This is a genomic window from Candidatus Poriferisodalis sp. (genome assembly GCF_965219595.1).
Lineage (GTDB): Bacteria > Actinomycetota > Acidimicrobiia > Acidimicrobiales > Poriferisodalaceae > Poriferisodalis.
This window is the reverse complement of sequence record NZ_OZ244781.1, coordinates 691,176-714,746: the sequence shown is the minus strand read 5'-3', so window position 1 is coordinate 714,746 and position 23,571 is coordinate 691,176. Positions and strand designations below refer to the sequence as shown.

Sequence of the window (23,571 nt, the reverse complement as noted above, 5' to 3'; positions counted from 1 at the left end):
CCATCACTCGGCCGGCGGCGCGTACGAGAAGACGACGTTGCTCATGCTGGCCTCGGCATTCTCCTCGCCGCCCAGGTTCTCCACCACGGTGATCCGACCGGCACCGCAGTCGCCGAACCCGTCACAGGTGAGCGTTCCCGTCAGTCCTTCGTGGCCCGCGACGGAGCTCAGGTAGTCGCGCACGCCCTGCCGGTCCACTACCAGCGTGTCGCCCTCGACATAGGAAGCGGCGGTGATCGCGTCCAGCAGCAGCACTGTGGCGTCATACGCATGTGCCCAGTACGGCGCGGCCGGCGGCCCGCCGAAACGCTCTTGGTAGATGTCCAGGAATTCCTCTGTGGTGCGCCCAGTGCTGCGGTTCGCGTTGTTGCCGAAACGGGTGTCGGGACCTGCCAGGTACATGCCTGCCGTTTGCGGCAGCGCCAGGAAGTTCAGGTTCAGCAACCCTCCCGACGCCAGCAGGGCCGCGTTCTCCAAGCCGGGCACGCCGGGTGCTTGGTCGGCGATGAAGTCGCCCGCAGGCTGGAAGATGGGAAAGAACAACGCCTGCGGCGTGCCTGCAGCAATCTCGGTCAGCACCGGCACCATGTCGGTGTCGTCCTTGTTGACGGCCGACATGCCGGTGATGGTGCCGCCTTCGGCTGCGAAGGCGTCGGCGAACGCGTGAGCCAGACCCTGCGTGTAGGGGTCGCCGTCATGAATCACCGCGGCAGTAGCCAGCCCAAGCTCATTCAGCACGAACTGCGCTACCGCTGCGGCTTGGAAGAGGTCGTTGTGCGAGGTGCGGTAGTAGCCGACGCTGTGGTTCTGTCCTGCATTGCCCCGCAGGTCCGAGGTCAGCGCCGGCGAGGTATTGCTCGCAGAGATCATCGTGATGCCGGCCTCGGTGATGAGCGGCGCTGCCGCGACTGCCGCACCCGAGCAGGAGGTGCCGATCACGCCCAGCACGTCGCTGTCGGCCACGATGATCTGGGCTGCTGCCTGCCCGCCGTCGCTCGAGCACAGGTCGTCGAGCGGTGTGCCGAGCTCGACGTCGAAGCCCCGGATGGGTCCGTAGTCCTCTATGGCCAGCTCCGTCGAGCGCATGTTGGGCAGCCCCAAGAACGCAACATCGCCGGTGATGGCCTCGAGCGAGCGGATCTGTATGGCCTCGTCGGCGGGGATCTCGACTGTCCCGAGGGGGCCCGGTGCGGGCCGCGCCGGCTCACCGGCTTGCTGCTCGGCCGCCGCGCTTGTTCCGGGGTCCGCGACAACGGCTGTCTCGGCGCCGTCGCCTGCGCAAGCCGCAGCCGCCAATGCAGCGACCGCCACGGCGGCCCAGCGACGGATCGCGCTCGCGCTCACGCAGGCGGTCCTTGGTCGGCAGAGCCGTTCGGCATCGATTCGTCAGAGTACTGCTGACATCCTCAAGCTGCGGCTTGGGGGGCGTAGAGCTCGGTGACGAGGTCGAGGGCTTGGGTGACCAGCGGCAGGGGTTCGCCGGAGCGGGTGAGCAGCAGCAGGGGGACCGAGGCGGCGTCGTCGCTGATCGGCACGTAGTGCAGGCCCGGCGGCCGGAACGTCTGCACGCTGGCGGGCACGATGGCGACGCCCTCGCCTGCAGCCACGAATCCGAGGATGGTGGTGTACTCGGTGGCCTCGATCATGGGGTCGTAGGCGACGCCTTGGGCGCTGAACATCCCGGCCAGCACGGCGTGGAGGCTGGGCGACACTCCCCGGTCGAAGCCGATGATCGGCTCGCCGGACAGATCGCGCAGCGCTGCAGCCCGCTGCCGGGCCAGCCGGTGAGCGCCGCCCGCGGCCAGCAGCAGCCGCTCGTTCATCACCAGGGTCGCCTCCACCTGGTCGGCGTCGCCGGCGGCCCTGCCGATGCCCAGATCGATGCGTCCGGCACGCAGCGCCTTGACCTGTTCGTCGGAGCTCAGCGTGTGCAGCTCGAAGTCGACCCGGGGCCGTCGCCGGCGGTACTCGGCCAGCACGCGCGGCATCACCTCGTAGGCAGCCGAGTCGACGAAGCCGACCCGCAGCGTGCCCGTGTGACCTTCGCGGCGCTGCGACATGAGGCGCTCCACGCCGTCCGCGGCCGCCAGCAGTCGAAGCGCTTCGGGATAGAGGAACCGTCCGGCTTCGGTGAGCGTGACCCGCCGGGTGCTGCGGTCGAACAGTGCGGTGTCGAGCTCGCGCTCGAGCTGCCGGATCTGCTGGCTCAGCGGCGGCTGGGACATGTGCAGTCGCTGCGCGGCCCGGCCGAAGTGCAGCTCATCGGCCACCGTGACGAAGTAGCGCAGGCGCTGCAGGTTCACGCCGCACAGCGTAGAAGCGATTGAGAGGCAGTGCATCTGAATTATTTGCAAACTGATACTTCTCGTCACCGAGCGGGGTGCTTAGCCTGCAGAGCAATGGCAGGACTTGCGGGCCGGCTGCGGAAGCGTCCGCCCAAGTACTCGGCTGCGGCGCTGGCCTGGAAGGGCCTCCGGGGCCAGTCGTGGCCGCGGGTGTGGCGCGACTGCGATCTGCAACGGTCCTACGACGCCGTGGTGATCGGCGGCGGCGTGCACGGCTTGGCCACCGCCTACTACCTGGCCCGCAACCACGGCATGACCAACGTGGCCGTGCTCGACAAGGCCTACCTGGGCAGCGGCGGCTCGGGGCGCAACACGGCCATCGTGCGCTCCAACTATCTCACCCCTGAAGGGGTGGCCTTCTACGACCGGTCGGTGCACCTGTATGAGCAGATGGCGGTGGAGCTGAACATCAACGTGATGTTCAGCCAACGCGGCCACCTGACGCTGGCGCACTCCGACGCCTCCCTGCGCACGATGCACTGGCGCGCCGAGGTCAACAAGCTCGGCGGCGTCAACTCCAGCGTGATCGGCCCCGACGAGATCAAGAAGGAGTGCCCGAGCCTCGACACCTCCGACCACCCCCGCTACCCGATCCAGGGCGCGCTGTATCACCCGCCAGGCGGCGTCGTTCGCCACGACGCGGTGGTGTGGGGGTACGCCCGGGCGGCGGACCACATGGGCGTCGAGATGCACCAGAAGACCGAGGTCACCGACATTCTCTGCGAAGGCGGCGACGGTCCCGACGGCAAGGGCGCCGGGGGCCGGGTCACCGGCGTTCGCACGAATCGCGGCGACATCTCCACGCCGATCGTCATCAACTGCACCGCCGGGTGGGCATCGCTCATCTCGACCATGGCCGGCGTGCGGCTGCCCATCACCACCCACCCCCTGCAGGCCGCCGTCACCGAGCCGGTGAAGATGTTCCTGCCCACGGTGGTGGTCTCGGGTTCGCTGCACGTGTACGTGAGCCAGACCGACCGGGGCGAGCTGGTGTTCGGCGCCTCGGTCGACCCCTATGCCAACTACTCGGTGCGCGGTTCGCTGGAGTTCACCGAGGGACTGGCTGGGCACGTGCTCGAGCTGATGCCCGGCGTTTCGCGCATGCGGATTCTGCGCCAGTGGTCAGGCCTGTGCGACATGACCCCCGACTACTCGCCGGTAATGGGCTTCACACCCGTCGACGGCTTCCTGGTGGATGTGGGCTGGGGCACCTACGGATTCAAGGCTGCACCGGTTTCCGGCGAGCAGATGGCCGAGGCCGCCGCTACAGGCCGCACGCCCAAGCTGATCGAGGCCTTCGCCCTCAGCCGTTTCGACAACGGCGAACTCGTGGGCGAAAAGGGTGCAGCGTCGGTGGGCCACTGATGTCTCGCTTCGTGCTTCCCCCGAGTGCCATGAGGCCCACCGGCGCCGATACGACAGTGGTGGGCCACTGATGCTGCTTGTCCCGTGCCCCAATTGCGGTCCACGCAACTCGACCGACCTCCGGTACGGCGGCGAGTCGCACGCCCGTCCCGATCCCAACACAGCCTCGCCGGCCGAATGGCGGGCCTACCTGTACCTGCGCGACAACCCCGCCGGCTGGCTGCGCGAGAACTGGTACTGCGCGTCGGGCTGCCGCCGCTGGTTCTCGATCGAGCGCAACACCGCCACCAACGAATTCCGCGATCCGCCCCTGCCCGGCGACAAGCGAGGCGGTGCGGCATGAGTGCGTGTGTGCCCGGTGCTCTCTGGGGCACCCAGCCCGACGGCGAGCCAGGCGGTGCAGCATGAGAGGCAGCGCGGCATGACGATGAGCCGGCAGGGCGTCCAGCCCACCGAGGTGATCGACCGGGCCGCCAAGCTTCGCTTCCGCTGGAACGGCAAGCGGTTCAGCGGGTTCGAGGGCGACACGATCGCTTCTGCCCTGGCCGCTGCAGGAGAGCAGATCTTCTCCCGCTCCATGAAGTACCACCGGCCGCGGGGGATCCTCACCGCCGACTACTGGGATCCCAACCTGATGGTCCAGGTGGGCGACGACCCCAATGTGCGGGCCGGCCACCGCTTGCTGGAGAGCGGCATGGACGTCCGCTCGCAGAACGCGTGGCCGTCGTTGAACCGCGACATCAAGGCGGTGAACGGTCTGCTCGGGCGCTTCCTGACGGCCGGCTTCTACTACAAGACCTTCATGAAGCCGCAATGGCTGTGGCCCACCTACGAGCGGGTGCTGGCCACGTTCGCCCCGGGCGGCAAGATCGACCTCGACACCCCGCACGCCTACCACGACAAGCGCTACACCCACCCCGACGTGGTGGTGGCCGGAGCAGGCCCGGCCGGCATCGAGGCGGCGCTGGCCGCCAGCAGCGCGGGCGCCAGCGTGCTGCTGGTCTCCCATGAGCACAGCGTGGGCGGCCATCTGCGCTACTCGAGCGATGCCGCCGATCAAGCCGCGCTCGCCGAGCTGCGCACTGCGCTGGACGCTTCCGATGTCGAGGTGCTGACTGACTCGACCGTGACCGGTCGGTATGAGGACAACTGGATCGGCATCGTCCAGCGCAACCACCCGATCGCGGTGGAGCGTCTCATCAAGGCCCGCGCCAAGACGCTGGTGGCAGCGCCCGGCCTGATCGAGCGTCCCTACGTGTTCGAGGGCAACGACCGGCCCGGCGTCATCACCTCGGGCGCAGCACGTCGCCTGGTGAACCTCTGGGGCGTCAAGCCGGGCGAGCGGGCGGTGGTGTTCAGTGCGAATGCCGAGGGAGATGCCGCGGTCGCCGACTTGGAACGGGTGGGCACCGAGATCGCTGCCGTCATCGACGGTCGCACCGGGGGCAGCATCAGCTCGACCCGCGGCTCGTCGCGGGCGGTCGACGCAGTCGTAGCCGACGGAGCCTCCATCGGCGCCGATCTGCTCGTGGTAGCAGCCGGCTGGACGGCGCCGACATCGCTGCTCAACATGGCAGGCGACCGTCCCGTCTATGACCCCGCCGCAGCCAGGTTCTTCCCGTCCGACCCCCCCAGCAATGTGCTGGCGACGGGCGGGCTGGCCGGCGACGCCGATCTTGACGGGCTGCGTCAGCATGGCGCCGCCACAGGACGCCTCGCCGCAGCCCGTGCCGCGGCGGTCCGCCATCGCCTGCAGTCGCGCACCGCTCGGGCACTGCCGGTCGACGGCGACGAGCCCGCCTGGGCACCCGACGAGCGGGCACCGCTCGGCCGCGACCCCCATCCCGAGCTCTACCGCGCCGACACCCACGGCATGGTGGACATGTCCGAGGACATCAGCTCCAAGGACTTGGTGGCCGCGGCGCACGAGGGCTACGACTCGGTGGAGCTGGCCAAGCGCTACACCACGGCCACGATGGGACCCTCGCAGGGCAAGCTGGAAACGGTCAACACCGTCGCAGCCATTGCCGAGGCGCGCGGCGAGACGATCAGCCAGGTCGGCACCACCGTGTGGCGGCCCCCCTACGCACCGCTCACGCTCGGTGCGCTCGCCGGGCGGATGTTCGAGCCGGTGCGGGTGTCGTCTATCCACCCCTGGCACGAGGCCAACAACGTCTCCATCATCCAGGCCGGCCAGTGGCTGCGCCCCGATCACTACGGCGACCCTGCAGCCGAGGTGCGCAATGTCCGCGAGAACGTCGGGCTCATCGACGTCACCCCGCTGGGCAAGCTCGACCTGCGCGGCCCCGACGTGCCCAAGCTCCTGAGCCTGCTCTATGTCAACAAGTGGATGAAGCTGGGCGTGGGCCGGGTGCGCTACGGGATGATGTGCGCCGAGGACGGCGTGGTGCTCGACGACGGCGTCACCGGTCGCCTCGGCGAGGACCACTACATGATGTCCACCACCAGCTCGGGTGCCGGCGGCGTCTGGGAATGGGTGGAGAACTGGCTCCAGACCGAGCGCCCGGACTGGCAGGTGCACGTCACCCCGGTCACCACGGCGTACGCCAGCATCAACGTGGCGGGGCCCAAGTCTCGCGAGCTCATGAGCAGGGTCTGCGAGGGCGTCGACCTCGACGCTGAGGCATTCCCGTACATGACCGTCCGAGAAGCCACGGTGGCGGGCGTGGCGGGCTGCTTCATGTGGCGGATCGGCTTCACCGGCGAGCTGTCGTTCGAGCTGCACGTGCCTGCAGGTCACGGCCTGCATGTCTGGGAAGCCCTCATGGATTCCGGCAGCGATCTCGGCGTGGGACCGTTCGGCCTGGAAGGCCAGCGCATCATGCGCCTCGAGAAGGGGCACTTCATCGTGGGTCAGGACACCGACGGGCTGACGCTGGGACCCAGCACCGGCTTGGGGTCGCTGATCAAGCTCGACAAGGACGATTTCGCCGGCAAGCCAGAGTTGGCCTGGGCGGCCGACCGGTCGCTCCCGATGGTCGTGGCCATCCAGCCCGACGATCCCGACGTGGTGCCCGAAGAGGCCGCCCAGATTGTGCGGAGCGACTCCAACGAGATCCTGGGCCGCATCACCTCGGCGCGCTTCTCGCCGACGCTGAACCGGTCGATCTGCCTCGGCCAGGTCGAGCCCGACCTGGCCGCCGGCGGCACGAAGCTGACGGTGCTGCTGGAATCGGGGGAGCGCATCGGCGCGACGGTGATCGACCACCACGCCCACTTCGACCCGGCGGGGGAGCGTCTCCGTGGCTGAGACGGCATTGCCCCAAGATTCGGCGCCCCAGAGCCCGGCGTTCGAGAGTCCGGTCGTACAGAGCTATCCGGCTTCGCGAGCCGGTGATCTGACGCTGTCCGATGAGAGCGCCGTCACCAAGTGGCTCGTACGCGCCGGCACCGACGGGCCCACGGCCGATCTGCTCGGCGCGCCGTTCGGAGCCTCGCGGGTAGCACCCGACGGGGCACTCGTGCTGGGTTCCCGTCCTGGTGAGTGGATCGTCTTGGGCACTGCTTCTGAAGTGGCCGCGGCAGTCGCCGGCCTCGACGGGCTCGATGAGCAGGAGTTCTGCTCCGCGCTGGACTGGACCCATGGTCGCGCGATGTTCCGGGTGACCGGCAGCAGCGCTGCGCGCATGCTCGAGAAGGTGTGCGGCCTCGACTGGAGCGACCATATGACGCCCGACGGTGCCGTGGTCTCGGCCTCAGCGGCCCTGGTCACGTGCGACATCGCACGCCATGACCGTGACGGGGTCCGCTCCTACCTGATCTTCTGCGACCGATCTTTCGGCCAGTACCTCTTCGCCGCGCTGATCGACGCAGGCAACGAATTCGGCCTATCGGTCGCCGCTGCATCAGCCAGCTAGGCCGTGGACTGATTCGCCCCTGTCGCGAAGAGCCGAACTTGGCGTGCCGTTAATCCGTTGCATCGGTTGCGTAGGTCGCAGCTACGCTCGGCTCATGGATGAAGAGTCGTTGCCGGAGGGAATGCCATCCGTCGGCGAGATGCTCGACGAGACATTTGCGGTGCATCGAAAGTCGCTGCAGCGGATCGAGGAATCGCAGACCGAGACGAATGAGCGGCTCGGTCGGCTGGAAGAGTCGCAGGTCGAGACGAATGAGCGGCTCGGTCGGCTGGAGGAATCGCAGGTCGAGACGAATGAGCGGCTCGGTCGGCTGGAAGAGTCGCAGGTCGAGACGAATGAGCGGCTCGGTCGGCTGGAGGAATCGCAGCTTCGGCTGGAAGAGTCGCAGCGTGGCACGAGCGAAGCGCTGAGCGGCCATCGCGAACTCTTGGAGGGAATCGCCAGCAAGCTGGACCAGCTCACCGCTTGAACCCGACCGGTTTCGCAATTTGCTGACCGGCTCGGACGCATGAACGCTGCCGATCACTCGTCGGTTGGGGATGCTGGGGCAGATTCGGCCCATGCGGCGGCGCGTTCGATGAACACGTCGGCGTTGTCGGCCCATTCTTCGAAGCCGATCTCGCCGTGGTCGGTGAGCCACTCCAATGCTGTGTTCATCCGGTCTGCGAGGTCGGCGTCGTCGGCGTCGACGGTGCAGCCGCCGGTCTCGACTTGCTCGTCGATCACGCTGACGGCGAATTCGTCGCCGTAGGCAGCGGCGGCGGCCGTGGTCTCCACGATGCCCTGCGCGATCGCATCGACGGTGCCGTTGCGCAGAGCATCGAGCTGAGACTCGGAGGTGTCTGCGGTGTCGAGGCCGGTTGATTGCAGCCGGTCGAGGTACACCACCTCGGGCTTGGAAGGATCGGCGGGGATCAGCCGAGTTCTGCCGACAAGTTCAGCCGACGCGCCGCCGGGGCTGATCCGCAGGTCGCTGCCGGCAGTTGCCTCTACGACCGACGAGTCAGCACCGCCGCCTTCAGCTTCGATGACGATCACCGTTCCCTCGGTGAGCCGCCCATCATCGTCGGCAACCCCGATGAGCTGCAGCAGCCGCGACTCGCCGGTTGTGGCGGTCTGCACACCCACGCTGTCGTCGCTGTCGAGCGCGTCGTAGGCGTCCAGCCGAGCCGAGTCGGCGGCACGCACCAGCAGCGACTGGCGGAACTCGATGTGGCCGTCGGTGAACCGCACGGCGACCTCCCCGTCGGGGCCGCGGGTGCGCCCGTCGTCGATGGTGATGCCGCCGCACGCCATGTCGATGCCCTCGGCTGCGGGCAGCAGCCAGATCCCGCCCCAATCGTCGACGCCGTGACGCAGGAACGTCACCCCGATGCCCGACATCGCTTCGACGGCGTCGAGCAGATCGGCTTCGTACCCCGCATGCAGGTCGAAGCCCGCAGTGCCGGGTCGTGGGTCCAGCGAGCTGCTGACAGGCGCGTAATGCGCATAGAACGCCAAGCTGACCGTGCGCGCATTCGATGCCGCCGCAGCCGAACCCGAATCCTCATCGCTCTCAGTACCAGCGCAGCCGACAGCCGCCACCGCAACACCCATCAGCACAGCCGCAGCCCGCAGCAGCAGTCGCCGCGCCGTCACCCCGGCCCCACCGGCCAGACCTCGGTTGCTCCTTGCGAGCCGCTGGCCGCGCCCAGCGGAAGCCGTCCGCACACTCACACCAGACAGCCTGCCAGCCAGCGGGGTGTCCGCGCGGCGGCACGTTAGGAGGACAATTTCACCGGTAGGGCACCGACAAAAGCGCGGATAGCGATGCGACGTAAATTGAGGGCAAGGGCTGGCAGGGAGGGGGTCAGTCTGACCACAGGCAGCCGATGGGGCGCGAGGTCGTGCGGGACGAGAGGTTTCGTGACCAGGCCGGCAGTTCGTGCAACAAGAACACGGTTCGGAGAGTTCCATGCCCGGCTAGCGCTACTGATCATTTCCGCAGTTCGCTACTGTGCAAACTCGCAGCTATCTCATGAGCAAACCCGCAGGACGGTCACGGCCACTTTCGCAGACAGCCGCAACACTGCACAACTGAGGCTGCCCCAATCGCACATGACGGCCGATCCCCGCCCTCGCCGTCGGCCTCGGTAAGGAAGTCGGTGGATCTCGTGAGAACGACAGCTCGACGGCACTTCTGCGCCCGTCTCATTGTGTCCGTCGATTCATACAAGTTCAAGCTGTCGAAAAAAGAAACTTCAGAGCGTCGAAATTGACAAATACTCGCCGTCGAGATCATAAACTTGCGGACCATGAACGATGTCGGCGAACAGCCATACATCCCGCGAATCGTCGACTTGGAACTCGATGAACTGCTGTCGGGCCTGCCTGCCATCTCACTCGAGGGACCACGCGCGGTCGGCAAGACCGAAACAGCGCTCCGTCGAGCACGCACAGTGCATCGACTCGATGACGAGCAGCAGCTGGAGATCACGTTCGGCAACCCGTCGCGACTGGTGGAAGGCGAACCGCCCGTGCTCATCGACGAGTGGCAGCGGTACCCGGCGTCGTGGGACCTTGTTCGACGCCATGTCGACGACAGGACCAGAAGATCGAGCTTTCTGCTGACCGGCTCGGCGGCGCCGAGCGAGCGGCCGACGCACTCTGGTGCTGGTCGCATCGTGACACTGAGGATGCACCCGCTGTCACTCGCCGAGCGTGCGCTCACAGCGCCCACTGTCAACCTCGCCGAACTGCTGTCGGGCAAGCGGCGGCCGTTGGCGGGCGCATCAGGGGTAACGCTGACCGACTATGCGGCAGAGATCGCACGTTCGGGCTTCCCCGCGATTCGGCCCTTCGGCCGGACGCTGCGCACCGATCTGCTCGACGGCTATCTCGACCGGGTAGTCGACTACGACCTCGGCGAGACTGGGTTTGGCATTCGCGATCGCGCCACGCTGCGACGGTGGCTTGCCGCCTACGCCGCAGCCACCGCCACTTCGACATCGTTCGCCGCCGTACGGAGGGCCGCCGCGCCTGGTTCGGGCGAACTGCCGTCACCCCCCACTGCAACGGCCTACCAGCGGGCGATCGAGCAGCTGTGGTTGATCGAAGAGCTGCCAGCGTGGTTGCCGACCCGCAATCGGCTTCGCCGCCTAGCGTCAGCGCCGAAGCACCATCTGGCCGATCCTGCCCTGGCGCTGCGATGTCTCGGCCTTGACGAGACGGGCCTGCTCGAAGGTCGCACAACCGATCATGCGATTCCCCGCGACGGGACCTTGCTCGGCGCGATGTTCGAATCCTTGGTTGCCTTGTCGGTTCGGGTGTACGCGCAAGCCAACAGAGCTCGCGTCGCCCATCTGCGCACTCACAGCGGCGAGCACGAGGTCGACCTCATCGTCGAGCGCCGCGACGGACGGGTCGTAGCCCTTGAAGTGAAGCTGTCCGCCACTGTCCGTGACAGGGACGTTCAGCACTTGAGATGGCTGGGCGATCGCCTCGGCAGCGATCTGCTGGACGCTGCCGTCATCACCACCGGAAGGGAGGCCTACCGCCGCCGAGACGGCATCGGCGTGATCCCCGCCGCTCTGCTGACCGCCTGAGCGACGACCGCAGCCAGCACGTCAGGATGCGGCAAGGAGCGTGCTGGTCATGAGGTCGCGCTGGGCCCGGCTGCCGCCATGGACGAGTCGTTGCGATGCCATAGGGTTCGGCTGTCGGTCGAATCGAGCGGAGGCGTGTGTCATGTCGATGAAGGGGATGGAGGACGGCCAGGTGCTGTCGTTCAATGAGCGGATCATCGCCGAGTTCCGTGAGAACGAGGGGCGCTGCGGCGGCATGTTCGAGGGCAACCCGATGCTGCTGCTGACCATGACCGGCGCTCGCAGCGGGCGTCAGCTCACCAGCCCGCTCACCTATCACGAGCTCGACGGCGACTGGATCGTGTTCGCGTCGGCCGGCGGCCACCCCAGCCATCCGGCGTGGTACCACAACGTCACCGCCAACCCGGCGGTCACTGTCGAGGTCGGCACCGAGTCGTTCGCGGCAACTGCGGCTGAACTGTCGGGCAGCGAGCGCACCAAGGCGTTCGACGCGATGTGCGAGGCCATGCCCCGATTCGGCGAGTACCAAGCATCGGTCGATCGGGAGATTCCAGTCATCCGCCTGCGCCGCAGCATCTGAGCGTCGCCGCGGCCCCGCTCGGCCCGCAGCGCAGTTGCAGCGTCACTGTCGCAGGTTCGCACCTCATCGAAACCGCGCGTCCGAGGCGTCGACACGACTGTCCTGCTGTTTGTCTTGTCGCGCGCTGTCTGACCATGTAACAATCATGAGCCGATGTGAAGGCGAAATCCCGCTAATGATGCGCGTGACCCATCTGAGGTTTCACCCGCGTGTCGGCCCGATGTGCAAAGGCTCTCGTGATGGACATGAACATGAAGCGGCTCGGAAGAAATCATTCCTCCTCGATCACTGAACGGCGGTCGTACCGGGGGGGGGTGAGCAGCCCATGGTGGCGCGCACTGCTCTGTTCGACGGCGATGGCGGTGGCGGCCTCGGTGTTGGTGCTCGTCGGCCCGCCGACGCCGGAGGCAGGCGCCCAGTCCACTACCACCGTCCAGTTTGACCGAGACGGCTACAACGCCGCCGAGGGCGATTCGGCACACGCCAAGCTGACCTTCAGCCCAGCGACCACGTCGCAGGCGACGTTCACTATCAACACCACTGCGGGCACGGCCACCGCCGGGGACGATTTCACCGTCGGCCCTCATTCCTGCACCGTGCCCTCGGGGCGGACTTCCCATGTCTGCAATATCCCCGTCCTCGCCGACAGTCAGATCGAGGACTACGAGCAGTTCACTATCGCACTGGCACCGCCGCCGTCGGGTTTCACGCTGGGCGCCAACAGCACAGCCACTGTGCAGATCGTGAACGTCAGCGTGGTGCCTGACAACTGGGCGCTGAAGCCCAGCGGCGTCGGCCCCGGCGAGCAGTTCCGGCTGCTGTTCAAGACCCACAACGAACGCGACGGCACCGCCAGCGCAATCGCCACCTACGACACGTTCGTGCGCAACCGGGTCAGCGGCGCGAGCACCGGCCACGCGGACATCCGCCAGTACTCGTCGACGTTCCGGGTGGTGGGCTCCACGCCGACGGTCGGCGCGGCGTGGCATACCGCCACGGGCATCATGGTGAGCGGCGAGCCGAGCCACACGCCGTTCTCGACGCCTATCTACTGGCTGAACGGCCCCAAGATCGCCGATGACTACAACGATTTCTGGGACGGCACCTGGGACGACAACAGCCACGGCGCCCAGCGGCGGGCCAACGGCAACGCCTCCACCAACAACCGGGGCCCCAACACCGGCACCCAGACCGGCACCACCCATGCCACCGCGGGCACCAAGCGGGGCAACAACGCGCTGGGAACCAGCGGCACCCATGCTCGGTGGGGCGGCGGCGACCCGGGCCAGAACCCGATCAGCCAGGGCAACATCCCCAAGGGCAACAACAACGTCTATGCCGGCCTGTCGGGCATCTTCGAGGTGGACAGCGGCGACGCGGCCAATCCCACCATCAGCATCGCGGCCACCCAGGAGAAGGTCACCGAGGGCGACACGATCCGGTTCACCATAAGGTCTATGCCGCCTCCGACGACGCAGAAGTCGGTCAGCGTCACGGTGGACGAGACCACCGACGGCGGCCGCAACTTCGTCCCCGCCTCCCAACGCGGTGACCGCACCGTGACAGTCCCGGTCAACACCGGCACTGTCACCTTCACGGTCCGCACCACGGACAACGATCGCTCCGAGCGCGACGGCGGGGTGACGGTCACCGTGAACGACGGCACCAGCTACGACCCCCACGACACCCTCAATACGGCCTCGACGGTGATCGAGAGCGATGAGGAGTTCAACGAGTTGTCGGCCGGCGTGGCCCTGGGCAACGGCAGCACCGGGCCTGCCCACACGGGCGCCAGAGTGGTGTTCAAGTTCGATACCGGCGAGGCGCAGGCGCGCGAACTCTCCGGAATCCGCACACAGCTGGCGTGGTCGGGCGACGTCATCAGCCCGCGCTCCGATCACCGCCCGACGAAATGGGATCAGTTCTGGTATCACCCTGACACGGGCAGGCCAGGCGGCTACGTCCGGACAGGGCTTGAGCGCACCATCTACCGAAACAACACCGGTTTCGACACCGACATCTACGTCAAGAACCGTCAGGAAGCCGGCGGCGACGTCGACAACGGCTGGATCGCCATGCGGTCGATTGCCAGCGGCAAGACCGCGCCGCATCCGGATGCGGAGTGGGCCTGCATGGCGGTCGGCAGCGGCACGTGCCCGTCGGCATGGCCGGGTGTACCTGCCGCCACCGTCGTCGCCTTGGACAACGGCAGAGTCATTTCGGGGGAGGACGCCCGCTTCCGGGTATCGGTCAACCCGGCACCCGGCACCGGTGAGACTAAGCGTGTGTACCTCCGCACCTGGTACCGGTACCTTCGCGGTGGCGGGCAGGATCAGAACGAGGCGTTTCGTCACGTTGATGTGGGTTCAAGCGGGACCGCGACTTTCGCGATGCCCACACGGATTAGCCGCACGGGCCCCGGCCGCACCGTCAACGTGCAAGTCCAAGAAGACATCGCATACAACCGCGGAGGCACCACTCACGCCTGGGTTGACACCACCAGGTTCAATCCGTCTTCGCAGCCGTGCTGGTACGGCCACACCCACTACCCGGCTTCGTCGCCCTATGCGGTGAGGATCGGCCCAATCGACGTGGAGACACTCAAGCAGCTCGCCCGACACGGCGTATTCGGCGCCAGGAACGAGAACGAGGCCGACTTCAACAGCGACGGCACAGTCGACGCGCTCGACTTAGATCGCAGCGTCCTGCCGAGGCACTATCACCACTATCTGGATGTCACCCGGCATGCGGCCATGGGCATCACCGACTGTCTCACGGCCGACGAGATCGACGACCTCGGCCAACGCACCTACCGCACGGTTTGGACCACATGCAAGGTGGACTACGGGCACACAGACCACACGCACGGCAGCTACACCGACGGCAGGGGCGGCAGCCACAGCCACCACCACAACTATTTCCCTGCTGACAAGTTCGGCGACGGCAACTGCGCCTTCGCCGGCTTCCGGAGCGACTCCCAGAGCGACTCCCAGACCGATGCCGGGTTCCCCGATCCCGGGGTGCTGACGTTCTCAGAGGTGACAGCTACGGCCATGACGCTGTCGTGGCCCGAGCGAGATGTCGACCACTATCTGGTCTACTGGGGAGAGTCAGGCGACGGCGCCAACGTGCAAGAGGTCGAGGTGGACGCCGACACCCACAGCTACACGATCAGCGGTTTGAAGCCCGGCACCGTGTACGCGGTAATCGTGTACTCGCATGACCTCAACGAGGTGACCACCACCGGCTACCAGCCCACCGCAACAGAGAGTCCCTACGCCGGCCTCATCGCCGACGTGACCGAGTGGCGCAACGACACGCGTTATGTCTCGAACCAGGATCACACCGACCGCTGGGATCGCGTGCTGCTCACTCTGGGTGAGACCGTGGCCGACACGTCGCTCACGAAGATGACAGCGGCCGAAGCGCAGACTTACGCCGACCGCGGCTGGACTCGTTGGGACAGCGTGGTCACCGCGCTCGCAGAGATCGAAGCCGGCACAACTTCGGATCCTGCGCCGCCCGACCCGGTCACGCCCGACCCTGAACCGGTGACGCCCGACCCCGACCCGGAAATCAGCGTCGCCGGGGGCGGCGGGGTGACTGAGGGCGGTGACGCGATTTTCGCTGTGACTGCTGTTCCTGCGCCGTCGGCGCCGCTGGCGGTGAACGTGTCGGTTTCGCAGTCCGGCGACTTCGGTGTGTCGCCGGGGACCCGGACTGTCACGATCCCGGCCTCTGGCAGCGCCACGCTCACGGTCGACACCACGGACGACAGCACAGACGAGGCCGACGGGCAGGTCACTGTCGCTGTCGCCGTCGGCAGCGGCTACACCGTGTCGCCGACTGCGGGCACAGCGACGGTGGCGGTGGCAGACGACGACGACCCGCCGCCTGTGATTCCGCAGATCAGCGTTGCTGGGGGCGGCGGTGTGACTGAGGGCGGCGACGCGACCTTCACTGTGTCTGCTGTTCCGGCGCCGTCGGCTGCGCTGTCGGTGGACGTGTCGGTTTCGCAGTCCGGCGATTTCGGTGTCGCGACGGGATCGCGCACGGTGACCGTGGGCACGTCGGGCACCGCGACGCTCACGGTGGCGACGACAAACGACAGCGCCGACGAGGCCGACGGGCAGGTCACTGTCGCTGTCGCCGTCGGCAGCGGCTACACCGTGTCGCAGTCCGCTGGGTCAGCGACGGTGGCGGTGTCCGATGACGACGACCCGCCGCCGCCTCCGGTGGTGAACGCGACGCCGTCGTTGTCGATCAGCGATGCGTCGGCGGGCGAGGGCGGGACCCTGACGTTCACTGTGACGCTCAGCCCGGCCAGCGACCGTTATGTGTGGGTGAACTACTACGCGCGGCCTGCGTACGGGGCTGGGTTGTCCGCGACCTACGCGGACTTCGCCCAGGCCTACGGGATGCTCACCTTCAAGCCCGGCGAGACCTCCAAGACCATCACCGTGGCAGCAGTCGACGACAACAGCCCCGAAGACGACGAGACATTCACCGTCGTGCTGTACTCCGCAGTCCAAGCAGCAATCGCCGACGGCGAAGGCATCGGCACCATCACCGACAACGACTGACACGACTGCTGCCGGCTCGCTCGCCGGTCCAGTTCTCACAGCGCCGCAGCGCGGCCGAGGATCGCAGGACTCGACCTCGGCCGCGCTGCGGCGCTCAGTATTCGCAGCGCCGAAGCACCTCCAGATACTCATACGGCGCACCGCCGATGCGAGCCATATCAGCCTGGCTCGCCCAAGTTCACATCCCCAGGACGCAACCCCATGACACCCCCGTCTGCTGTGTTCTCGCTTGTTGCATAGTCCGCAGCCGCGACCCTACGCCAACCATCGCCAACACCAAGCCCGCTCCGCACCGGCTGTCGCCGCCGCGTCGAGATCCATGGCTCGGTGAGGCTTGCCAAAATCTCGATCTCGGGTCGGTTCAGGTCTATGAGCCGGTCTCGCTTTTGTAGAACTGGACGTGGAACACGGCGTCGTCTGCGGGCTCGATGTGATGGGAGACCCGGGGCACGATCACGAGACGGCTGCCGGCCGAAACCGTGACGCGGCGCGAGTTCTCGTCCGCGAACAGCACGGAGCCCTTTTCCACCACCAGCTCAGCCCATACCGAAGTGAGGTGGGCGCGCCCCAGCGCAGGCGGCATCGAAGCGGCGGTGAAGCTCGGAGTACGTCGTACCGGCGCTGCGTCACGAGGCAAGTCGATGTCTGAGCGGGTCATGTCGAGTTTCGGGGCAGGTGCACGGACATGTCGACAGGTTGCCGCCTCACCCGCGAACGTTCGCGGCACGGGCGGCTCCCGGTGGTCGTCGGCGCCTCAGTCGTCGAAGCTGCCTGCGAGCGCAACCGCTCGAACACCGCGGCAACGCGCCGGTAATCTGCACCTATGGCCGCTCCCGACATGGATGCGGCCCGGCGGGCCGCAGATGCACTCGTCAGTGCCGGCGCCGGGCGAGTGCTGCTGTTCGGGTCTGTGGCGCGCGGCAAGGCCACCGAGCGAAGCGATATCGATCTCGTGGCGATCTATGACGACCTAGGCGACTACAGCGACCGTGGACAGCGCCGCTGTGTGCTTGAGGCTACGGCCGCGGCGGCAGCCGGCTGCGTCGTGGACATTGTGGTTACCGATGCTCCCGAATGGGCAGTTCGCACCACTCGGGTGCCGTGCTCGCTCGAAGCGCGTGTCGTCAGCCACGCAGTCGAGCTGGCGAATGTCGGCGCATATGCAGACATCGATTGGGACAAGGAGATCGGATCGCCAGCAGACCCCACCGCCGAGCTGCAGAGCCGCTTTATGGACATGTCCAATGCCGTCGTCCGCCTTGAAACCAGCCTGCGGCCGACCATCGCGGAGATCGCATCGGCCGACGAAGACGACTCCGACGAGCACCGTCACCGCGAAGACGTCCGATTCGCAACAGCGATGGCCGATGTACTGGCGATCATCGAGTCAGCGGCCAAGGTAACCCACGTAGCGTCACGCGGTACCGCTCCGATGCGGTCTCGCAACATTCGCAGCCTGCTTGAGCCACAGCCTGCATCGGTCGCCGACACTTTCTGGGCGCTCGCCAGCAGCGAAGTCGATCTTGAGAACCTGCATCTCTGGCGGCAAGGCTTCACCTACGTCGAGGACCGTCCCGACTTGCCCTCCGAGGACGGCCTGCGAGCGCACTGCGCCGCTGCTCTCGGCATCGCCGCCATTACTGCGGACCTGTGCCGTCTCCACGGCATCTCCGAGTCGGAGCTGAGCCGCTGGGCCCAACGGGTCCGGCGCTGCAACGCTGCCCTCAACGGGCAGATCCGCCACTTCGGCAGCACCGACCGCAGCATCGGCAGGCAGGACTCGTAGGCCAGCGAGACGACCGACGCGATGCAATCGCCGCCGCTGAGCGAACTGTGGTGACCTGACATCGAGCATTGCTCAAGCAACGGGGATTCTCAAGCCTGATCGCGAAGTCGATCACAACGGCAAAGCCGTCGGTACGTCAGGAGGCTGTCTCTTCGCTGGCGGAGCGGCGGCGTGTTCGCTCGCCATCGTCGTGCGCGATCCGCAGCCTCGCTATGCGGGCATCATCTGATCCGAGCAATTCGGCAATCAGGTTCGCCATCTCCTCGAACTCAATCGAGCGTGCCTCGAACATCTCGCCGAGGTCAAACCAGTCCTTGCGTCGATCAAAGAACGCCTTGAACAGCGCCAAGTCTTTGCAGCACAGAAACGGCATGCTCTCACCCAAGAACGGTCGTCTGACAACGCGTGCTGCCACATCGCCGTGGAACGGGTCGTTGGTCAAGAACACGTCGACAGCGATGCTGTTGCACGTCAGCCGCGCTTGACCACGAACTCGCAGTTCGGCCTCGTCCTTATCGGATGCGATGACTTCTTCAGGCAGCGCCGCCAGTGCGACCTGGGCCGACTCCGCCTCGACGAAGATATTGAGATCGATGTCTCGGGTCGAGCGCGGCTCGGGGATGCACCAAGCCAACGCGAGCGCGCCGCCGAAGGCGTAAGGCAACCCAGACGCTTCAAGCGATCGGTGCAGGCTGGAGATCAGCCCCAGAATGTCAGGCGCGAGGAGGCGATCCGACTGGTCGCTCACGGAGGCTCCTGAACGGCGGATAGGTCAGCTCGGGAGGCTGATTTCGCGGAAGATGCATCGCCAGCACAAGCAGGCTGGCCAATTCGGCACCTCGCTCCTCGTCGGTCATTTCGCGAGGCGGATATTCCCTGGGTGGAAGAAGCCGAGGCCTGCGCGGCGGCATGCGCCAAGTGTGGCACGCAATGCGGCTCCGCCGGAGCGGTCGCTGATGCCGTCTTGTTGTGTTGCGGTTGCTGCCGTACTCTCGCCGTACGTGCTCGTTTCGACAGGGCGTTCGCGTATTGCTCTTGCACTGGGCTTGGTTGCGGTGCTGGCGTTGCTTGGCACCAGCTCGGCGGGGGCCGCGGGCCGGATCACGGCGCTGGGTGCCGAGCCCTCTCAGCAGTGGCACCATGACTTCGATCTGTCTTGGCCGCTCAGCGACGACATCGGCATCGCTGGTCCGACCAATCAGCCTCCGCCACAGGTGCCGACGACGGTGGTGCTCGGACCCGGCGAGTACTTCTCGGTCGGCCAATCGGCCACGTCGCCGAACGGTTGGTACCGGCTGGCGCTCGAACCCGACGGCCGGCTGGTGCTGCGTGCCACGGACGACGGTCTGGGTCTGTACGGCGCGCTGTGGTCGACCGGGCCCTACGAGCCTCGCGATCCCGACCATCCGGCGATGCCGCTGCTGGTGATGCGCGCCGACGGCGAGCTCGCGCTGTACGACACCGCACACCTCGGATTCGGTGAAGCAGGATCAAGCGGCGAGGCGGCACAGCTGTGGACCACCGACACCCGCAGCGAGTCGGGTGCATCGCTGCTGCTGGGCGACGACGGCGTCATGTCGGTGGTCACGCCGCAGGGTCAAGCACTGTGGCGCAGCGGAAACGCGGCTCCCGATGTGGGCATCACGCGGTCGCGTCATGTCATCTACGACCGGGGCGGCCAGTGGGTGTGGCTGGTCGGCGCCGACGGCAGCGTGATCGACAGCTACCCGGTCAGCGGGCACTCCGAATCGCCGGCGCCCGGCCGCTACACAGTCACGTCCAAGTCGGAAGATGCGATCTCCTACAACTGGCTGGTCACCATGGAGCACATGGTGCGGTTCACAACCGACGAAGACGGCGACTGGATCGGCTTCCACTCCATACCACGCGGCTGGAAGGACAGACCGGTGCAGTCCGAGGCCGACCTCGGCGAGTTCGGCTCGCTCGGATGCGTGCGCCAGCGAGACGACAAAGCAGAGCGCCTGTACGAATGGGCCTCGATCGGCACCCCAGTGGTCGTGCTCGCCTGACCGCAGCGCCGAACCGCGGCAGCGTTCAGTACAGGCGCTCTCGGTTGGCCTAGTCGTCAGCGCAGCCGTGAGCGATGCGGTCCGTTGTGCCCGGCGGCGAGCACGCAGCGCACCCCGGCGCGGACCATCATGTGTCCGCAGCGCGGCTTGTCCCCGCCGGCGCTTCGCGATGTTCCCGAAGACACCGGGGCCTCGCTGGCCAGAGCCGCTCCGGTGATCTGTTCGGCAGTCGGGATTCGCTGACGGCCCCATTGGGCGACGCGGATGCTCATGGCCGGCCCGAAGGTGATGACGCCGCGTGGGTCCTGTGTGATGCATTCGTTCATGGCGAGCAGGTCGGTGGCGATGCGTGCTCGGTGCTTTGGCAGGCCGCTGCCGGCCGCGATCTCGTCGAAGGTTGCTGTCCCGTTGCGGTCGGCGAGCACGGCGAGGCAGAGGTGTTCTTCGCGGCTGTGGTCGTGCCAGACCTGTGTGAAGACGTGGGAGTCCATGAACGTGTCGGTCTGGGCGACGGCAAACCTGGCTATGTCCAGCGTGACCGGGCGTCTTCCGCTGCTGGCGCTTTCCCATGCAGCGTCGCCGATGCTCTGCATGCGGATCGGCAGCGGCCCGGTGTTCACTGCCATGTAGTCGAGCGCTTCTGTGTCGATGCCGGCGTCTGCATCGGCATACATCGTCTGGTAGAAGCCGCGTGCCTGGGCTGCTGAGATAGGCGGCAAATGCACCTGGTGGGAGCGCAGAAAGAAGCTGAGCTTCTTGTCGCGTGCGAGGATCTCTTGCAGCTCACCCAGGCCGGCAGCCAGGACTGCGACCGGCAGCTGCTTGCGTTGTGTGATGTGCTGGATGTCGGCGCAGAGGCTGCGCATTTCCTCGCGGTCCGCGGCGTGCAGTTCGTCCACCGTCACCAAGACGGCTGTCCGGTTCGCCAAGGCGTGCTGCCCGAGAGTTGTGAGCCAGCGCCGCAATGACCAGTCAGCGCTCAGGATGTGCTGGGTTTCGTTCTCGAACCATGCCGGCCCGAGGCGGAGGCCTCGCCGGTTGCTGCGTGTCTGTCTCGTCGGCGCGTCGGGCAGTATGGGGTGCGCGTTGTGGGCGAGGGACGCTTCGCTCTTGATGCGATCCAAGAGGCCCTCGGTGGTCGCGTTCACTGAGATCACGAGCCATCCGGATGCTGCGGCTGCGTCTTCGCATTCGTCGAGCATGACTGTCTTGCCCGAGCCGCGCGCTCCGAGCAGCACGCTCACGAATCGCTTGTCCATCGGCCCGTTGTGCAGACCGCTGAGCATCTCGCGCTTGGAGGCGTCGCGTCCGACGAGCAGGTTCGGCGGGACTCCGAAGGACGGTGTGAACGGGCTGGGAGCTGCCAGGTCGTCATCGTAGGCGTCGCTGAGCAGGTTCGGCACAACGACACTCTAGTACGCATATGGCCTCGAACGTAGCCACTAAATCCGTGTCTGACACACTACAAATAGATATTTGACACTAAATGTAGTCTTGCGACAGCACTAGCTGCGAACGTCAGGACAGCACTGCGCTGTTCTGTACGCGATTTCGTGCACGCGACGGCCGCGACCCTGTCGCTTGCTGCGAGTCGGGCGGTTGTGTCGGTAGGTTCGGCAGTGCAATGCGACTTCGGGGTGAGGGAGGGCGTTGATGGAGGTTCCTGTCTGCATCATCGGCTGCGGGCCGATCGGGCTCACCGGGGCGCTGCTGCTGTCGCGCCACGGCGTGCCGTCGCTGCTGGTCGAGCGGCGTAGCGAGCTCAACACTCACCCCCGGTCGCGTTTCGTCGACACCAACACCATGGAGCTGTTCCGCGAGTTCGGAATCGACAAGGCGGTGGAGGCCACGGGGCTCGGACCCGACTGGACCGCCTGCAACCGGTGGTCGGACAGCCTGGCCACCGAGCCGTACGCCAACATCGCGAGCCCCACCTTCCTCAGCGTTCCGGGGCCGAACAGCCCATGCGTTCCCGTGATGACCGCACAAGACGAGGTGGAGATGGCGCTGATGTCTCGAGTCGCCGCGGACCCCATGATCGAGGTCCGCTTCGACACCGAGGCCATCGACGTCTCCCAATCCGACGACGCCACCCATCTGACCCTGCGCAATACCAACACCGATGAGCGCGAGCCGGTGACGGCGCAGTACACCATCGGTGCCGACGGGCCGGGCAGCGGCACGCGCGAGGTGATCGGAACCCGTCTCGAAGCCGAGCCGCGGCCGGTGTTCTCCCAAGACGTGATCTTCCACGCCGACCTCGACGCCTACGTCGGCGACCGCAAGGGATCGCTGCTGTACAACACCACACCCGAGGGCGTGGTCATCTTCCAGCCGCTCGACGGGCGTCGGCGGTGGCGTTGCCAAGTCATCGTCGGCGACGAGAACCTGATCTCCGAGGACGCCGTCAGCCGGCGCATCCGCGTGGCTCTCGGCACCGATGACGACGTCGAGCTGTCGATCCTCAGCATGCGCATGTGGCAGCCGACCCCCGGATGCGTCACCCGGTTCTCGGCGGGGCGCATCTTCCTCGCCGGCGACGCCGCGCACGTCTCGGTTCCCACCGGCGGCATGGGCAACAACACTGGGTTCTCCGGCATCCGCAACTTGGCTTGGAAACTGGCCTACGTGGTGCGAGGCCTGGCCCCCGAGTCGATCCTCGCCACCTACGAGACCGAGCACCGGCCCATCGCCGTCGAGCGGATCGACTTCGGCGTCCGCACCACCGAGTACATGACCGCGATGATGGGCGGCCACGTTCGAGGCGACGACATCGCCGAACACATCGAGCGCACCCACCAGTACGCCGACTACGACCATCTCCTGCTCGGCTTCGAGATGACATCGGACCTCATCGAGCCGAACACCGAGCCCGCACCGCCCGCCCGGGCTGGGAGCGCCGGCTTCGTGCCGGTCGTCCGATCAGGCCGCCGTGCCCCCCACGTGTGGGTCGATGCCGAGGCGACCGAGTCCGTCCTCGACTGGTACGGATCCTCCTACGTGCTGGTGCTCGGGCCCGACTGCTCCCGCACCGAATGGGAAGCCGCCATTGCCGACCTTGGTTCCGGCAGAGCACCGGTTGTGGTGCGCCAGTTCCCCGCCGGCATCGCTGCGGACCCCTACGAAGCCGACGCCTGGGTCCTCGTGCGGCCCGACGGCATCATCGCCTGCAGCCGCAACGACCCCGGCGGCCCGCCCGACCTCTCAGAACTCTCCCGATACCTGCCGAACTGAATCACGCCGGACTGGAAGCGGCCTGAGCGAGGCGCCATGAAGGTCTTGTAGGGCATGCGGCGCCATCCCGCACCGGCACAGCAGCAGACGAAGGCGGGCCTGACGTTGGCTCGGTGCTGTCGGAGGAGAGCAACTGATAAGAACGAGAGCGGCATTCCACCGCCGCGAGGCGCCAAGAGGCATGCG

At 66.9% G+C, this 23,571-nt stretch carries 17 protein-coding genes; 11 read left to right on the top strand and 6 right to left on the bottom strand.

Annotation, left to right across the window (positions count from 1 at the left end):
* Positions 1–3: 3 nt before the first annotated feature.
* Positions 4–1,344 carry a branched-chain amino acid ABC transporter substrate-binding protein gene (locus ACOQPE_RS02890; protein WP_420610421.1) on the bottom strand — a complete coding sequence of 447 codons (1,341 nt, stop codon included), beginning with the start codon at positions 1,342–1,344 and terminating at the stop codon, positions 4–6.
* A 62-nt stretch (positions 1,345–1,406) separates the two neighbouring features.
* The gene (locus ACOQPE_RS02885; RefSeq protein ID WP_420610420.1) at positions 1,407–2,303 is read right to left on the bottom strand and encodes a LysR family transcriptional regulator; all 897 of its coding nucleotides are present in this window, start codon (positions 2,301–2,303) and stop codon (positions 1,407–1,409) included.
* A gap of 96 nt (positions 2,304–2,399) precedes the next feature.
* On the opposite strand from ACOQPE_RS02885, the gene ACOQPE_RS02880 reads away from it, so the two are divergent.
* The 5 genes from ACOQPE_RS02880 (at position 2,400) to ACOQPE_RS02860 (ending at position 8,057) form a co-directional block, all read left to right on the top strand.
* Positions 2,400–3,710 (top strand): FAD-dependent oxidoreductase, encoded by a 1,311-nt coding sequence (locus tag ACOQPE_RS02880; protein WP_419916593.1) that lies wholly within the window; start codon positions 2,400–2,402, stop codon positions 3,708–3,710.
* A gap of 70 nt (positions 3,711–3,780) precedes the next feature.
* Positions 3,781–4,053 carry a sarcosine oxidase subunit delta gene (locus ACOQPE_RS02875; RefSeq protein ID WP_419840441.1) on the top strand — a complete coding sequence of 91 codons (273 nt, stop codon included), beginning with the start codon at positions 3,781–3,783 and terminating at the stop codon, positions 4,051–4,053.
* A 78-nt stretch (positions 4,054–4,131) separates the two neighbouring features.
* Positions 4,132–6,981 (top strand): 2Fe-2S iron-sulfur cluster-binding protein, encoded by a 2,850-nt coding sequence (locus tag ACOQPE_RS02870; RefSeq protein ID WP_420610419.1) that lies wholly within the window; start codon positions 4,132–4,134, stop codon positions 6,979–6,981.
* Positions 6,974–7,588: a hypothetical protein gene (locus tag ACOQPE_RS02865; RefSeq protein ID WP_420610418.1), complete on the top strand. Its 615-nt coding sequence runs from the start codon at positions 6,974–6,976 to the stop codon at positions 7,586–7,588. Before ACOQPE_RS02870 ends, ACOQPE_RS02865 begins: the two co-directional genes overlap by 8 nt.
* Positions 7,589–7,682: 94 nt before the next feature.
* Entirely contained in the window at positions 7,683–8,057 is a 375-nt protein-coding gene (locus ACOQPE_RS02860) for a hypothetical protein (protein ID WP_420610417.1), read from the top strand.
* Between the two features lie 53 nt (positions 8,058–8,110).
* On the opposite strand, the gene ACOQPE_RS02855 is transcribed toward ACOQPE_RS02860, so the two are convergent.
* Complete coding sequence (locus ACOQPE_RS02855; protein WP_420610416.1) at positions 8,111–9,226, bottom strand: transporter substrate-binding domain-containing protein; 1,116 nt, start codon at positions 9,224–9,226, stop codon at positions 8,111–8,113.
* A 656-nt stretch (positions 9,227–9,882) separates the two neighbouring features.
* Here ACOQPE_RS02855 and ACOQPE_RS02850 point away from each other — a divergent pair.
* The 3 genes from ACOQPE_RS02850 (at position 9,883) to ACOQPE_RS02840 (ending at position 16,335) form a co-directional block, all read left to right on the top strand.
* Positions 9,883–11,172, top strand: a complete 1,290-nt coding sequence (locus ACOQPE_RS02850; protein WP_420610415.1) for an ATP-binding protein — start codon at positions 9,883–9,885, stop codon at positions 11,170–11,172.
* 142 nt (positions 11,173–11,314) lie between these two features.
* Positions 11,315–11,752, top strand: coding sequence for a nitroreductase family deazaflavin-dependent oxidoreductase (locus ACOQPE_RS02845; RefSeq protein WP_420610414.1), 438 nt, complete (start codon positions 11,315–11,317; stop codon positions 11,750–11,752).
* Positions 11,753–12,066: 314 nt separating this feature from the next.
* On the top strand, positions 12,067–16,335 hold the full coding sequence (locus tag ACOQPE_RS02840; protein ID WP_420610413.1) for a Calx-beta domain-containing protein: 4,269 nt from the start codon (positions 12,067–12,069) through the stop codon (positions 16,333–16,335).
* A gap of 367 nt (positions 16,336–16,702) precedes the next feature.
* Here the strand turns inward: ACOQPE_RS02840 and ACOQPE_RS02835 are convergent, their stop codons facing one another.
* On the bottom strand, positions 16,703–16,993 hold the full coding sequence (locus tag ACOQPE_RS02835; RefSeq protein ID WP_420610412.1) for a DUF1971 domain-containing protein: 291 nt from the start codon (positions 16,991–16,993) through the stop codon (positions 16,703–16,705).
* A gap of 165 nt (positions 16,994–17,158) precedes the next feature.
* Between ACOQPE_RS02835 and ACOQPE_RS02830 the strand changes: the two genes are divergently transcribed.
* Positions 17,159–18,121 (top strand): nucleotidyltransferase domain-containing protein, encoded by a 963-nt coding sequence (locus ACOQPE_RS02830; protein WP_420610411.1) that lies wholly within the window; start codon positions 17,159–17,161, stop codon positions 18,119–18,121.
* Between the two features lie 136 nt (positions 18,122–18,257).
* On the opposite strand, the gene ACOQPE_RS02825 is transcribed toward ACOQPE_RS02830, so the two are convergent.
* On the bottom strand, positions 18,258–18,869 hold the full coding sequence (locus tag ACOQPE_RS02825; protein WP_420610410.1) for a hypothetical protein: 612 nt from the start codon (positions 18,867–18,869) through the stop codon (positions 18,258–18,260).
* Positions 18,870–19,122: 253 nt separating this feature from the next.
* Here ACOQPE_RS02825 and ACOQPE_RS02820 point away from each other — a divergent pair, with 253 nt between their 5' ends.
* The gene (locus ACOQPE_RS02820; RefSeq protein ID WP_420610409.1) at positions 19,123–20,151 is read left to right on the top strand and encodes a L,D-transpeptidase family protein; all 1,029 of its coding nucleotides are present in this window, start codon (positions 19,123–19,125) and stop codon (positions 20,149–20,151) included.
* A gap of 56 nt (positions 20,152–20,207) precedes the next feature.
* On the opposite strand, the gene ACOQPE_RS02815 is transcribed toward ACOQPE_RS02820, so the two are convergent.
* Positions 20,208–21,554: an ATP-binding protein gene (locus tag ACOQPE_RS02815; protein WP_420610408.1), complete on the bottom strand. Its 1,347-nt coding sequence runs from the start codon at positions 21,552–21,554 to the stop codon at positions 20,208–20,210.
* Between the two features lie 250 nt (positions 21,555–21,804).
* Between ACOQPE_RS02815 and ACOQPE_RS02810 the strand changes: the two genes are divergently transcribed.
* Complete coding sequence (locus ACOQPE_RS02810; protein ID WP_420610407.1) at positions 21,805–23,385, top strand: FAD-dependent monooxygenase; 1,581 nt, start codon at positions 21,805–21,807, stop codon at positions 23,383–23,385.
* Positions 23,386–23,571 lie beyond the last annotated feature (186 nt).

What these genes read in the sequence shown, in the direction of transcription:
- ACOQPE_RS02880 (WP_419916593.1), top strand. Translation starts at nt 2,400, where the DNA reads ATGGCAGGACTTGCGGGCCGGCTGCGGAAGCGTCCGCCCAAGTACTCG.
- ACOQPE_RS02875 (WP_419840441.1), top strand. Translation starts at nt 3,781, where the DNA reads ATGCTGCTTGTCCCGTGCCCCAATTGCGGTCCACGCAACTCGACCGAC.
- ACOQPE_RS02870 (WP_420610419.1), top strand. Translation starts at nt 4,132, where the DNA reads ATGACGATGAGCCGGCAGGGCGTCCAGCCCACCGAGGTGATCGACCGG.
- ACOQPE_RS02860 (WP_420610417.1), top strand. Translation starts at nt 7,683, where the DNA reads ATGGATGAAGAGTCGTTGCCGGAGGGAATGCCATCCGTCGGCGAGATG.
- ACOQPE_RS02850 (WP_420610415.1), top strand. Translation starts at nt 9,883, where the DNA reads ATGAACGATGTCGGCGAACAGCCATACATCCCGCGAATCGTCGACTTG.
- ACOQPE_RS02845 (WP_420610414.1), top strand. Translation starts at nt 11,315, where the DNA reads ATGTCGATGAAGGGGATGGAGGACGGCCAGGTGCTGTCGTTCAATGAG.
- ACOQPE_RS02835 (WP_420610412.1), bottom strand. Translation starts at nt 16,993, where the DNA reads ATGACCCGCTCAGACATCGACTTGCCTCGTGACGCAGCGCCGGTACGA.
- ACOQPE_RS02830 (WP_420610411.1), top strand. Translation starts at nt 17,159, where the DNA reads ATGGCCGCTCCCGACATGGATGCGGCCCGGCGGGCCGCAGATGCACTC.
- ACOQPE_RS02810 (WP_420610407.1), top strand. Translation starts at nt 21,805, where the DNA reads ATGGAGGTTCCTGTCTGCATCATCGGCTGCGGGCCGATCGGGCTCACC.